The organism is Labrys sedimenti, assembly GCF_034424805.1.
In the GTDB taxonomy this organism is placed as follows: Bacteria; Pseudomonadota; Alphaproteobacteria; order Rhizobiales; family Labraceae; genus Labrys; species Labrys sedimenti.
Genome location: NZ_JAXOUF010000001.1, coordinates 567558 through 579860, shown reverse-complemented (window position 1 = coordinate 579860; position 12303 = coordinate 567558). Strand labels below are relative to the sequence as shown.

The following is a 12303-nucleotide window of genomic DNA, read 5'->3' as shown; positions in this document are numbered from 1 at the left end:
CTCAGTCCTTGCTGCCGCCCACGACGGTGCCGAGGTTGCGCAGGACCTTCTTCCAGCCCTCGCCCATGTTCCTGAAGGCCGTCTCGTTCCTGGGCATGACGAAGCCGGAATGGACGAGGCGAACCCGCGTCCCGCCCTCGGCGGCCTCCAGCGTCCAGGTCACCACCGTATCGAGCCGCGAGCCATAGCCCGCATTGTTCTCGTCCCCGCCCTGCCAGGCATAGGCGAGGCGCTCGTTCGGCTTCACGTCCAGTACCCTGCAATGGATGACGCCGTCCCAGGCACCGGCCGGCGTGGTGCGAAAGGTGAAACGCTGTCCTTCCACCGCGACGAAATCGGCGGGCGCCATCATCCAGCGCGCGATGAGGTCGCCTGAGGTCAGGGCCTTCCAGATGGTTTCCGGCGCATGCGGGAAGATCTCGTCGACCACGATCTCCTGCGTATCCGGCTCCAGGGCTTGATCATTCACGGGTCGATCTCCTTCAAGAGGGTTCTGAGATTGGCGAAGCGCCGGCGCCAGAACAGGCTGTAATGGCTCATCCAATCGGCTAGCGGCTCGAGGCCGCCGGGTTCGGCCCGGTAATAGACCTTCCGCCCTTCCGGACGTTCGGCGACGAGCCCCGCCTGTTTCAACGCCTTGAGGTGCTGGGAAACCGCGCCCTGCGTGACGCCGCTCCCCTGTGTCAGCTCGGCGACAGTAATCTCGTCGCATCCGACGATCCGCTCGAACACGGCTCGCCTTGTCGGATCCGCGAGGGCGCGCATAACGGTATCGATGGCAGCTGTCTCTGTCATGATTATCAATTAGCAAATACTAATGAATTAGTCAACACTAATGTTTCTAAATCTACAGGAAACGGCATCTCGGCATCCTGGAATGCGATGCGGCCTGCCCCTTCAACGGCCCAGAGCGTTGCCCCCAATACAGGCATGTCGAGCAGGCGCTCGTCGCGCTCCTCTCCAAAGTCTGGAGCGAAACTCGGTCAGCGTGCTTGCGCCAGAGCTACGGCATCCGGCCCGGCGGGGAAACGGAGCTGGCCGGAGGTGTCGTGGACAGCGGCCCACACAGCCTGGGCAACATCGCTCTCCCGCGTGGTCATGGCCGGCTTCGCGAAGGCCTCAAGAATTGGCTTCGCAAACTCGGCATAGTCCTGCGGGAGCAAATCCTCGACCGGCACGATGGCATTGGCCCCGAACCGCGTGGTCGGCGCATAGCCGGGCTCGACGAGTTTGACCTGCACTCCGAAATGACCGAGTTCATGAGCGAGCGAGCCCGAGAACCCTTCGACTGCCTGCTTGGATGCGGTGTAGGCGGCAGCGAGCGGAAACTCCCCGAGCGTCACGCTCGATGTCACGTTGACGATGATGCCTGCACGGCGTGCACGCATTTGCGGAATGACTGCCCGGCACATGGCCATGACACCGATCGTGTTGGTCTCGATGAGCTGGCGGATCAGTGACATCGGCATGGCTTCGAACGCGCCCACACCGCCCACGCCGGCATTGTTCACGAGTACATCGATCGGGCCCGCAGCATCCGCCAGCGCAACGATGCTTTGTTCATCGGTGACATCCAGCGGCAATACGCGCAGCCGGTCGGATTGAGCGCCAAGAATGGTCGGGTCGGGGCGTCTCATCGCAGCGACGACATGCCAGCCATTCTGCAGGAAATGCTCGGCAGTGGCCTTGCCGTAGCCCGAGGAGGTGCCGGTGATGAGGATCGTCTTGTCCATAGTGCCTGTCTCCTTGCGTTTGATGCCGCAAGATAGACAAGCCGATTTGGACGATATATAACTTACTATCCATAAATAATTACCAACCGTCCAAAATGGATCCACTCAGCGACATCATAAGCCTGCTCCGGCCGACGGCCGCCATCTCCAAGCCGATCACTGCGCGCGGCCGCTGGGGCGTAAGCTATCGGGCCCATGACGCGCCCGGTTTCACGATCATATTGGAGGGGCAGGCCTGGCTGAGATTCGTCGGCGAAGAGCCGTTCCGGCTTGCTCAGGGAGATTTCGTGCTCCTTCCGACAACGCCCGCATTCTCCCTGTCCAGCGAACCGGATATCGACTGCATACCGGTGGAACCGCGAAACGAAGCGATCCGGCATGGCGAACCGGAAGGCGCGCCGGACCTTGTTGCCCTGGGTGGCACCTTCGCATTCGAGCGGGTGAATGCACCGCTCCTGCTGGCACTGTTGCCCGGCCTCATTCACATTCCGGCTTCGGAGGGACGAACGACACGGCTCGGCCGTCTCATTGATCTGCTCGCCGAGGAATGCGCGACCGATTACCCGGGCAAGGAGCTGATTGTCCGTCGCATGCTCGAAGCGCTGCTGGTCGAGGCTCTTCGCTGGCGCAGCATCGGCAATCGGGCGATGCCTGCAGGCCTCCTCAGCGGCATGCGGGACCCAGCTCTCGCCCGAGTGCTGCAAGCAATCCACGCCGATGTTCGCAAGAACTGGACGGTCGTCGATCTTGCAAAGATGGCCGGCATGTCGCGATCAGGCTTCGCCGCGCGGTTCGGAGAGGTCTTGGGATGTGCGCCAATCGAGTATCTAGCGCGTTGGCGCATGGCGATCGCAAAGGATGCGCTCACGCGTGGTGTAAAGTCCCTGGATCGGATCGCCGATGAAATTGGCTATGAATCCGCCAGCGCCTTCAGCACCGCTTTTCGCAAACGTCTCGGTTGCTCGCCGGGTAAGTTCGCGCGTGAAGCCGCCTAACTGAACGAACATCGGCTCAAGACGGTCCGTCCATTCCACTCGCAGGACAGGCGGCGGCGACTGTCCGCGAGCAGCGAAGTCTCCACGGTGCTTAGCGCGTGACCACCTCGTCAATGACCGCGATAGCGTCGACCTCTATGAGATAGCCTGGGGACATGATCGCCACCCCGACTACCACATTCGCCGGTTTGTGATCTCCGAACAACGAAATCTGCGCTTCTTCGATGATTGGAACGTGTTCGTCGCGTTTATAGTCGACGACGTAGATCGTGATCTTGCAGACGTGCTCGGGCCGTGCCCCCGCGGCACGAAGTGCCCGGCCCAGATTGGCGAAGGCCAGGCGCGCCTGCGCCGCAAAATCGCCATGCCCGACGAGTTTGCCGTGCATGTCCTCGGGCTGTTGGCCTGAGACGAATACCATCCTGGAACCCGTGGCAACCACAACCTGGGTGTACAGTTCGGGAACCGGCAGATCGGCCGGGTTGATGAGTTCGAGGGGCATTGGACGATCTCCTGCCTGGCTTGATCGACATCGGCGGTGGTGATCGCCGCGCCGCTGGCACACGGGGCGATAGCAAAGCGTCACCGAAATCGGGTCGGATGTCGAACGCCTTACACAAGTGTCGCCGGCGAACCGCCGCGCGATACAGACAGTCCCGCCAGAAGCGGCGCGTATGCGGCAAGCCTGCGGGACACGAACTCCGTGAAGAGCCGCACGCGCTTCGTCTTGCGTGTCTCCCCCTGTGTAAGAAGCCAGAGCGTTCCGTACATGTGCAAGTGGGTACCCGGCACCCGCGCCAGCAAGGGGTCGGCATCTCCGACGAAGCACGGCAGCGTCGTCAAGCCGAGTCCCTGCCGTACAGCAACGATCTGCGCCTCGGCATCTGTGACCCTGAACGGAACCCCGGCGGTGCGAACCTCACCCTCGTGAGCCCAGTCCGGGATGCCATGAATGCTGATGACGATCCACCGCATGGGATCAGGCACGCCCCCACGCCACGCAGCTAGTCGATCGCGGGACATGTAGATACCGCCGAATATATCCGGTCCCTTCAGGCCGTGAAGATTGAGCGGTAGGGTTTTGCGGTCGTAGACGACGCGGATCGCGACATCAGCCTCTCGGTTGGTCAGATTTGCCAGCTCGCCGGACGACAAGATTTCCATCTCGATGTCCGGATGCAGCATCGCGAAATCGGCGAAGTCCGGCATGAGCAGGTGTGACGCGAGGGTCGGCGCCAGCGTCACCCGCAAAAGCCCGCGCACACCCTGGTCGCGACCGAAGACGCGCGTCTCCAGTTGGTGCGAGGACGCTTCCATCTGGTTCGCAAACTCGAGGACCTCCTCGCCTGAAGCCGTCAGGCGGTAACCGGAAGGCAGCTTTTCAAACAGGTGCGCCCCGAGGCGTTCCTCAAGCTGCGCGATGCGTCGCAGCACGGTCGAGTGATTTACCTCGAGGCGTGCGGCAGCGGACCGCACCGAGCCTCCCCGCGCGACAACAAGAAAATAGCGAACGTCATCCCAGTCGATCATGGTGCAATCCGGCACCGCAAGGTGTGCCTTCCAAAGCCTGTACCGAACACATCAAACCGCAATATGGGCGATCATCATAGCCTGTATCGACGGACACGACCCAATTCCGAACAGCAGATACCGATCATCGCAGCTGGTGTCAGCTGTCCAACCGGATCGTTTTCGCACCACCGATGTGCGCGCTTCCGCACTCAACGCTCCGCTTCAGCAAACCCATGTTGAGGTTTCTCGGGTGCTCCCCTCACGACCAAAAACGGAGCCCGAAAAGGAGAAGTCATGGGAAAGCTGGACGGTAAAGTTGCAGTCATCACGGGTGGATCGAGCGGCATGGCGTTGTCGAGCGCCAAGCGCTTCGTCGAAGAAGGCGCGTATGTCTTCATCACGGGCCGGAGGCAGGAGGTGCTCGACGAGGCGGTCAGGCTGATTGGCCGTAACGTAACCGGCGTGCGCGGCGACGCGGCCAATCTCGAGGACCTCGACCGCCTGTTCGACACGGTCAGGCGGGAAAAGGGCAGCATCGACATCCTGTACGCAAGCGCTGGCACAGGCGAAGCCGTTCCGCTGGGCGAAATTACCGAGCGGCATTTCGATGCGGCCTTTGGTCTGAATACGCGTGGTACGCTGTTTACGGTCCAGAAGGCGTTGCCGCTGTTCAACGATGGCGGGTCGATCTTCATGACCGGGTCGATCTTCATGACCGGGTCGGTCGCCTCGGTGAAAGGTTTTCCCGGTTATGCCGTGTATGCGGCGAGCAAGGCGGCGTTGCGTTCCTTCGCACGCACCTGGCTCAACGAGTTGAAGGGCAGGAATATCCGGGTGAACGTGCTGAGCCCGGGACCGATCGCCACGCCGATGCAGGACCAAGTTCTCACCGAAGAAGCAAAGCGGATGTTCGAAACCCTGATCCCGCGGGGAAAGATGGGGCGTCCCGAGGAAATCGCGGCAGCCGCGCTGTTTCTTGCTTCTGACGATTCCAGCTTCGTGAATGGGGTGGAGTTGTCTGTCGACGGCGGCTTCTCGGCCATCTGAAATCGCGCCTGATCGCGGGAATGGCTGATCGGCGGGAACCAGCGTGTCCATGGTGGAACGACTTCCACGCTGACAGTCAGTCCGGCCGCGCAAGCATTCGCGGCGGGACATCGACACTTCAATTAGGATCGGAGAAGTATCATGAGCTATGCGATCATAGGATTTGGTGCAGTAGGCCAGGCCCTTGCCCACGCCTTCGCCCGCAAGAACATCAAGGTGGCCGTCGCGAGCCGCCGGCCGCCCGAGACATTGGCGCCGCAGGCTCGGGCGATTGGGCCCACGGTCGTCGCCACGTCGCTGCCGGATGCACTCGAGGCCGGCACGATCATCCTGGCGGTCCCGTTCGCGAAGCATCGAGAGGTTGCGAAGGCCCTGCCGAACTGGAAAGGCAAGACGGTGATCGACGCGATGAACGCGTTGCTTCCGCCTGAAGAGTTGGACGGTCTCCCGTCCTCCGCCTTCGTCGCGAAGGCATTCGCCGGCGCCAAGCTCGTGAAAGGCTTCAATCACCTGATTGCCGCCACCCTGGCTTCCGACCCGATCGTCGAAGGAGGCCACCGGGTCGTCTTTCTGTCGAGCGACGACGAGGACGCGATCGCTCCCGTGGCGACGTTGGCGAAACAACTGGGGTTCGCACCCGTCCAGCTGGGAAAACTCAACGAGGGTGGCGCGCTGGTGCACGCCCGCGGCCGCATCTGGGGCCAGCTCATCTTCCAGGATTTGTTCAAGAAGGAGCAGTGATCGATAGCGTGTGGACGCTGTTGGAAGAACGAGAAGGCGCCCGACGGAGCGACAGATCTGCCGGGCGCCGTCTATCGACTGCCATCAATGGCCGAGGATTCACCCAGATATCCTCTGCCATCCGCCGCTACGCCGTCCCCTCACTCCCACTCGATCGTGCCGGGCGGCTTGCTTGTCACGTCATACACCACCCGGTTGATACCCTTCACCTCGTTGATGATGCGCGTCGCCGCGCGCCCGAGGAAGTTCATGTCGAAGGGGAAAAAATCGGCGGTCATGCCGTCGACCGAGGTCACGGCGCGCAGGCCGCAGACGCTGTCATAGGTGCGCCCGTCGCCCATCACGCCCACGGTGCGCACGGGCAGCAACACGGCGAAGGCCTGCCAGATCTTGTCGTAGAGGCCGGCCTTGCGGATCTCGTCGAGATAGATCGCGTCGGCGGCGCGCAGCGTGTCCAGTTTTTCCCTTGTGATCTCGCCGGGAATGCGGATGGCGAGGCCCGGACCTGGGAAGGGGTGGCGGGCGACGAAGGCTTCCGTCAGGCCGAGTTCGCGACCGAGCGCCCTGACCTCGTCCTTGAAGAGCTCGCGCAGCGGTTCCACCAGCTTCATGTTCATGCGCTCGGGAAGGCCGCCGACATTGTGGTGCGACTTGATCGTCACCGAGGGCCCGCCGGAGAAGGAGACGCTCTCGATCACATCGGGATAGAGCGTGCCCTGGGCCAGGAATTCGGCGCCCCCGATCTTGCGGGCCTCTTCTTCGAACACCTCGATGAAGAGGCGGCCGATGGTCTTGCGCTTCACTTCCGGATCGGTGACGCCGGCAAGCTCGCCCAGGAAGCGCTCGGACGCATCCACATGTACCAGGGGAATGTTGTAGTGCTCGCGGAAGAGGCCGACGACCTGATCGGCTTCGCCGGCCCGCATCAGGCCGTGGTCGACGAAGACGCAGGTGAGCTGATCGCCGATCGCCTCATAGATCAGCACGGCCGCCACGGAGGAGTCGACCCCGCCCGACAGGCCGCAGAGCACCCTGCCCTTGCCGACCTGCTTGCGGATCTTCTCGATCATCTCGGCCCGGTAGGCCGCCATGGTCCAGTCCGACTCGATGCCGACGATCTTCTGCACGAAGTTCTTCAGGAGCTTGCCGCCATCGGGCGTGTGCACCACTTCCGGATGGAACATCGTGGTGTAGTAGCGCCGCTCCTCGTTCACCGCGATGGCGAAAGGGGCGTTCTCGGAGGTGCCGACCACCTTGAATCCAGCAGGCAGCTGCGTGACGCGGTCGCCATGGCTCATCCACACCGGATAGCGTTTGCCGGCTTCCCAGAAGCCTTCAAAAAGCGGACTCGCCTCGAGGATCTCGACGTCGGAGCGGCCGAACTCGGCGGCGTGGCCGCCTTCGACCTTGCCCCCGAGTTGGGTCGCCAGGGTCTGCTGGCCGTAGCAGATCGCCAGGATCGGCACGCCGGAATCGAACACCGCCTGCGGTGCCCGGGGGCTTCCGGCCGTCGTCACCGAGGCCGGGCCGCCGGAGAAGATCACGCCCTTTGGCTTCAACTTCTCGAAAGCCTCGGCGGCGCTCTGGAAGGGATGGATCTCGCAATAGACGCCGACCTCGCGCACGCGGCGTGCGATCAGCTGGGTGACTTGCGAACCGAAATCGATGATGAGGATGGCGTTGTGTGTCATGGCAGGGAGGTAGTCGACCGGGGCTTTCGATGCAACTGAGGGAAGGTCGAAATCTTGCAACGCCGCACAGTGCAAAACAAGATTCAACTGAGTTATTTGCAATAATGCCAACATAAGGCGAAGGGTGCGAATTTGGTGTGCCGGTCTTCAGACCGGCATCTTACCCCAGGCAGACTGGCGGCTCCATGCCGGTCTGAAGACCGGCACACCAATTATTACTTCTTGTGCAGCAGGGCGATGAAGAAACCATCAGTACCGGAACGGAGGGGCGAAAGTTGCAGGCCGATGCCGCCCGACGAACCGAAGCGTGCGAAAGCCGAAAGCCCGGCGCCCTTGGCCAGTTCCGGCAGGGGCGCGGCGGTGAAATCGACGTTGTCGGCCAGGAAGGCCTTCACCGAGGCATCGTTCTCTTCCGGCAGCACGGAGCAGGTGACGAAGACCAGGCGACCGCCGGGTTTCACCGCTCTCGCCCCCGCCTTGAGCACGGCGGCCTGATCCTTCTGGCGATCGGCCAGGCTCGAGGGGCGCATGCGCCATTTCGTGTCGGGGTTGCGGCGCCAGGTGCCGCTGCCCGAGCAGGGCGCATCCACCAGCACCAGGTCCATGCGGCCATCGAGGTCGTCGATTGCCAAGCCTCCTCGCGGTGTGCGGACCTGGACGTTGCGGATCCCCGCCCTGGCAAGCCGATCATGGATCGGGGCCAGGCGGCGCTTGTCGCTGTCGGTGGCGAAGATCTGTCCCTTGTTCTCCATGGCGGCAGCGAATTCCAGCGTCTTGCCGCCACCGCCGGCGCACAGATCCAGCACCTGCTCGCCCGGCTTGGCCGCCGCGACGAGGCCGGCCAGTTGCGAGCCTTCGTCCTGGATCTCGAACCAGCCCTTCTGGAAGCTCTCCTCGGCCTGGATGGCCGGGCTGCGGCCGTCAGGACCGAGCGGCACGCGCACACCCCAGCGCGAGAGAGGCGTGGCGCTGGCATGGAGAGGCTCGAGTTCAGCGAGGAGCTTGTCCCGCGTCGCCTTCAGCGTGTTGACGCGCAGATCCACCGGCGCACGCTCGGCCAAAGCCCGTCCCTCGGCGATGGCGTCCTCTCCGAAGGCCGCCTCGAAGGAGGCCCACAGCCAGTTCGGAACATCCGCCTGGATATCGGGCGCCGCCTGCTCCAGCTTGCGCCCGGCCAGCGCCTTGCGCTCGTCCTCCGTCAACGGTTCGGGCGCGAAGCGTTCGCCGGTGAACAGGGCTTCGAGCGTTTCGATCGTCTCGCCGCGCTGCAGGACCAGCATGCCGATCAGCGAGGCACGCGGTGCCTCGCTGTCCATCAGCCAGCGGGCCGAGGCGCGGCGGCGCAAGGTGTCATAGACCAGCCCGGCCAGCGCCGCCCGGTCGCCGGAGCCGGCGAAACGATGGGAGAGCCCCCAATCCTTGAGCACATCAGCGGCAGGACGGCGGCGGGCTTCGATATCGGCCAGGATCTCGATGGCGGCGGACAGGCGGGCGGAGGGGGTCAAGATAAAATCCCGGGTGCGCGGACGTCTCGTCCGCTCTTGGAAACGTGGCGTTTGTAAGAAACAAGAGGCGGACGTCGCCGCCACATTGAACGTAGTTCAATGTGGCTGTTGTCCGCGCACCCGGGAAGGATCAATTCCGTCCCGGATAGTTCGGGCTCTCGCGAGTGATGGTCACGTCATGGACATGGCTTTCGCGCAGGCCCGCATTGGAGATGCGCACGAACCTGGCACGCTCCTGGAAATCCGTGATCGTCTCGGCGCCGACATAACCCATCGAGGCGCGCAGGCCGCCGGCGAGTTGGTGCAGTACGGCCGAGACCGGCCCCTTATAGGCGACCTGGCCTTCGATGCCTTCCGGCACCAGCTTCATCGAATCCTTGATGTCGGCCTGGAAATAGCGGTCGGCCGAGCCGGCGGACATGGCACCGATCGAGCCCATGCCGCGATAGGATTTGTAGGAGCGACCCTGGTAGAGATAGACCTCGCCGGGGGTCTCGTCGGTGCCGGCCAGCATCGAGCCGACCATGGCGACCGAAGCGCCGGCGGCGATCGCCTTGGCGAAATCGCCCGAAGTCTTGATGCCGCCATCGGCGATGACGGGCACGTCGTGTTCGCGCGCCGCATTGGCCGAGTCGATGATGGCGGTGAGTTGCGGCACACCGACACCGGCCACGATGCGGGTGGTGCAGATCGAACCGGGGCCGATGCCGACCTTGATGGAATCGGCGCCCGCGCCGATTAGGGCCCGGGTCGCCTCGCCGGTGGCGACGTTGCCGGCCACCACCTGCACCGAATTGGACTGGCGCTTGATGCGCGACACCGCGTCCAGCACCTTCTGCGAATGGCCGTGGGCGGTATCGACCACGATCATGTCGACGCCGGCATCGATCAGCATTTCGGAGCGGGCATGGCCGCCGTCGCCGACCGTGGAAGCAGCGGCGACGCGCAGGCGCCCCTGCTCGTCCTTGCAGGCGTTGGGATGGAGCGTGGCCTTCTCGATGTCCTTGACGGTCATCAGGCCGACGCAGCGATAGGCCTCGTCGACCACCACCAGCTTCTCGATGCGAAATTGATGCAGCAGGCGCTTGGCCTCCTCCTGCTCCACGCCGGACTTCACGGTGACCAGGCGCTCCTTGGTCATCAGTTCGGCCACGGGCTGGTCGAGCTTGTCGGCGAAGCGGACGTCGCGATTGGTGAGGATGCCGACCAGGATGCCGGGCACTCCGGGAGCGGCGCCGGTGACGACCGGAATGCCGGAGATGCGGTGGCGCTTCATCAAGGCGAGCGCATCGGCCAGCGTGGCTTCCGGCGGAATGGTGATCGGGTTCACCACCATGCCGCTCTCGAAGCGCTTGACCTGGCGAACCTGTTCGGCCTGCTCTTCCGGGGTAAGGTTGCGGTGGATCACGCCAATGCCGCCATTCTGCGCCATGGCGATCGCCATGTTCGCCTCGGTGACGGTATCCATCGCCGAAGCCAGCAGCGGCAGGTTGACGGAGATGGAACGGGTGACGCGCGAACGGATGTCAGCCTGGGCCGGGAGCACCTCGGAGTGCCCGGGCGTCAGCAGCACATCGTCAAAGGTGAGCGCTTCAGGGAAAAGCGATGAATCAACGATGCGTGTCATTGCCAACTCTCAATCAGTAAAAGCGGAATCGATCCTGCTTCGGGGGGCTGGAATCCGTGCCGCCGGAGCTGGGTTGGCGCGATCGTTTACCATTTGAAATCGACAAGGGAAAGACAGGCAGTCGTCTTTTTACTGCCTGTCAGCCATGCATTTTTGGTCGTAACGAAAAATTCGGCGTGCCGGCTTTCTCAGCTTCCTTGCGATGGAGGCGAACCGGCACACCGGATCACGCAGACTTCGTCAGCGGCAGCACGTTGTGCAGCGTCTGGTCTGCGCCTTCCATGAACTTGCGGATGTTGCGCGCCGCCTGGCGGATGCGCTGCTCGTTCTCGACGAAGGCGATGCGCACGAAATCGTCGCCATGCTCGCCGAAGCCGATGCCCGGCGCCACCGCTACGGAGGCCTTCTCGATCAGGAGCTTGGAGAACTCCACCGAGCCCAGTTCCTTGAACTTGGGCGGGATCGGCGCCCAGGCAAACATCGAGGCCGGCGGGGTCGGCACGTCCCACCCGGCACGGGCAAAACTCTCCACCAGGGCATCGCGGCGCTTGCGATAGGTCTCGCGCATTTCGGCGATGCAGTCCTCCGGGCCGTTCAGCGCGGCAGCGGCAGCGACCTGGATCGGGGTATAGGCACCGTAGTCGAGATAAGACTTCACGCGGGCGAGCGCGGCGCAGAGCCGCTCGTTGCCGACCGCAAAGCCCATGCGCCAGCCCGCCATCGAGAAGGTCTTGGACAGGGTGGTGAATTCGACGGCGACATCCATCGCGCCCGGGACCTGCAGCACGGACGGCGTCGGCTCACTGCCGAAATAGATTTCCGAATAGGCAAGGTCCGAGAGCACGAAGAGGTCGTTCGCCTTGGCGAAGGCGATCAGGTCCCGGTAGAAATCGAGGCTGGCGACGCAGGCCGTCGGATTGGCGGGATAGGAGACGATCACCGCGATCGGCTTGGGGATCGAATGCTTTACCGCGCGCTCGGCCGAGCGGAAGAAATCCTCGTTCGGCTCAGCCGGGACGGAACGGATTACGCCCCCTGCCATCAGGAAGCCGAAGGCATGGATCGGGTAAGACGGATTGGGACAAAGCACCACGTCGCCGGGCGCGGTGATGGCGGTCGCCATATTGGCGAAGCCTTCCTTGGACCCCAGCGTGGCGACGACCTGGGTGTCGGGATTGAGCTTCACGCCGAAGCGGCGGGCATAATAATTGGCCTGGGCCTTGCGCAAGCCCGGAATGCCCTTGGATGCCGAATAGCGATTGGTGCGCGGCTTCTGGGCCGTCTCGATCAACTTGTCGGTGATGAATTTCGGCGTGGGCAGGTCGGGGTTGCCCATGCCCAGGTCGATGATATCTGCGCCCTGCCCGCGCGCTGCCGCCTTCACCCGGTTGACCTGCTCGAAGACATAGGGCGGCAAACGGCGGGTTGAGTAAAAGTCGGACATGACGGTGC

Annotated in this window: 12 protein-coding genes; 3 read left to right on the top strand and 9 right to left on the bottom strand. The window is 63.4% G+C overall.

What is annotated here, in order from left to right; all coding sequences use genetic code 11:
- Position 1: 1 nt before the first annotated feature.
- The 3 genes from U1R88_RS02660 to U1R88_RS02650 all read right to left on the bottom strand — a co-directional run bounded on the left by U1R88_RS02660 (position 2) and on the right by U1R88_RS02650 (position 1733).
- Positions 2 to 469: an SRPBCC family protein gene (locus U1R88_RS02660; protein WP_322429843.1), complete on the bottom strand. Its 468-nt coding sequence runs from the start codon at positions 467 to 469 to the stop codon at positions 2 to 4.
- Positions 466 to 795 (bottom strand): ArsR/SmtB family transcription factor, encoded by a 330-nt coding sequence (locus tag U1R88_RS02655; protein WP_322429842.1) that lies wholly within the window; start codon positions 793 to 795, stop codon positions 466 to 468. The genes U1R88_RS02660 and U1R88_RS02655 overlap by 4 nt, the downstream gene beginning before the upstream one ends.
- Before the next feature lie 188 nt (positions 796 to 983).
- The gene (locus U1R88_RS02650; protein WP_322429841.1) at positions 984 to 1733 is read right to left on the bottom strand and encodes an SDR family oxidoreductase; all 750 of its coding nucleotides are present in this window, start codon (positions 1731 to 1733) and stop codon (positions 984 to 986) included.
- Between the two features lie 95 nt (positions 1734 to 1828).
- Between U1R88_RS02650 and U1R88_RS02645 the strand changes: the two genes are divergently transcribed.
- The gene (locus tag U1R88_RS02645) at positions 1829 to 2728 is read left to right on the top strand and encodes an AraC family transcriptional regulator (RefSeq protein ID WP_322429840.1); all 900 of its coding nucleotides are present in this window, start codon (positions 1829 to 1831) and stop codon (positions 2726 to 2728) included.
- A gap of 91 nt (positions 2729 to 2819) precedes the next feature.
- Here U1R88_RS02645 and U1R88_RS02640 read toward each other — a convergent pair whose 3' ends face one another.
- Both U1R88_RS02640 and U1R88_RS02635 read right to left on the bottom strand, forming a co-directional pair.
- Positions 2820 to 3230, bottom strand: coding sequence for a RidA family protein (locus U1R88_RS02640; protein WP_068282639.1), 411 nt, complete (start codon positions 3228 to 3230; stop codon positions 2820 to 2822).
- Positions 3231 to 3340: 110 nt separating this feature from the next.
- Positions 3341 to 4258, bottom strand: coding sequence for a LysR family transcriptional regulator (locus U1R88_RS02635; RefSeq protein WP_322429839.1), 918 nt, complete (start codon positions 4256 to 4258; stop codon positions 3341 to 3343).
- 276 nt (positions 4259 to 4534) lie between these two features.
- On the opposite strand from U1R88_RS02635, the gene U1R88_RS02630 reads away from it, so the two are divergent.
- Together U1R88_RS02630 and U1R88_RS02625 are read left to right on the top strand one after the other, a co-directional pair.
- Positions 4535 to 5287: an SDR family NAD(P)-dependent oxidoreductase gene (locus U1R88_RS02630; RefSeq protein WP_322429838.1), complete on the top strand. Its 753-nt coding sequence runs from the start codon at positions 4535 to 4537 to the stop codon at positions 5285 to 5287.
- Positions 5288 to 5428: 141 nt separating this feature from the next.
- Positions 5429 to 6028, top strand: a complete 600-nt coding sequence (locus U1R88_RS02625) for an NADPH-dependent F420 reductase (RefSeq protein WP_322429837.1) — start codon at positions 5429 to 5431, stop codon at positions 6026 to 6028.
- Positions 6029 to 6168: 140 nt separating this feature from the next.
- On the opposite strand, the gene guaA is transcribed toward U1R88_RS02625, so the two are convergent.
- The 4 genes from guaA to U1R88_RS02605 form a co-directional block, all read right to left on the bottom strand.
- Positions 6169 to 7719, bottom strand: coding sequence for a glutamine-hydrolyzing GMP synthase (guaA, locus tag U1R88_RS02620; RefSeq protein WP_322429836.1), 1551 nt, complete (start codon positions 7717 to 7719; stop codon positions 6169 to 6171).
- A gap of 215 nt (positions 7720 to 7934) precedes the next feature.
- Positions 7935 to 9224 carry an RsmB/NOP family class I SAM-dependent RNA methyltransferase gene (locus U1R88_RS02615; protein ID WP_322429835.1) on the bottom strand — a complete coding sequence of 430 codons (1290 nt, stop codon included), beginning with the start codon at positions 9222 to 9224 and terminating at the stop codon, positions 7935 to 7937.
- A 130-nt stretch (positions 9225 to 9354) separates the two neighbouring features.
- Positions 9355 to 10851 carry an IMP dehydrogenase gene (guaB, locus tag U1R88_RS02610; protein WP_068282620.1) on the bottom strand — a complete coding sequence of 499 codons (1497 nt, stop codon included), beginning with the start codon at positions 10849 to 10851 and terminating at the stop codon, positions 9355 to 9357.
- Between the two features lie 226 nt (positions 10852 to 11077).
- Positions 11078 to 12295: an LL-diaminopimelate aminotransferase gene (locus U1R88_RS02605; protein WP_322429834.1), complete on the bottom strand. Its 1218-nt coding sequence runs from the start codon at positions 12293 to 12295 to the stop codon at positions 11078 to 11080.
- Positions 12296 to 12303 lie beyond the last annotated feature (8 nt).

Excerpts from the sequence above, each read along its gene's own strand:
- U1R88_RS02655 (WP_322429842.1), bottom strand. The coding sequence starts at position 795 with ATGACAGAGACAGCTGCCATCGATACCGTTATGCGCGCCCTCGCGGAT.
- U1R88_RS02650 (WP_322429841.1), bottom strand. The coding sequence starts at position 1,733 with ATGGACAAGACGATCCTCATCACCGGCACCTCCTCGGGCTACGGCAAG.
- U1R88_RS02645 (WP_322429840.1), top strand. The coding sequence starts at position 1,829 with ATGGATCCACTCAGCGACATCATAAGCCTGCTCCGGCCGACGGCCGCC.
- U1R88_RS02640 (WP_068282639.1), bottom strand. The coding sequence starts at position 3,230 with ATGCCCCTCGAACTCATCAACCCGGCCGATCTGCCGGTTCCCGAACTG.
- U1R88_RS02635 (WP_322429839.1), bottom strand. The coding sequence starts at position 4,258 with ATGATCGACTGGGATGACGTTCGCTATTTTCTTGTTGTCGCGCGGGGA.
- U1R88_RS02630 (WP_322429838.1), top strand. The coding sequence starts at position 4,535 with ATGGGAAAGCTGGACGGTAAAGTTGCAGTCATCACGGGTGGATCGAGC.
- U1R88_RS02625 (WP_322429837.1), top strand. The coding sequence starts at position 5,429 with ATGAGCTATGCGATCATAGGATTTGGTGCAGTAGGCCAGGCCCTTGCC.
- guaA (WP_322429836.1), bottom strand. The coding sequence starts at position 7,719 with ATGACACACAACGCCATCCTCATCATCGATTTCGGTTCGCAAGTCACC.
- guaB (WP_068282620.1), bottom strand. The coding sequence starts at position 10,851 with ATGACACGCATCGTTGATTCATCGCTTTTCCCTGAAGCGCTCACCTTT.
- U1R88_RS02605 (WP_322429834.1), bottom strand. The coding sequence starts at position 12,295 with ATGTCCGACTTTTACTCAACCCGCCGTTTGCCGCCCTATGTCTTCGAG.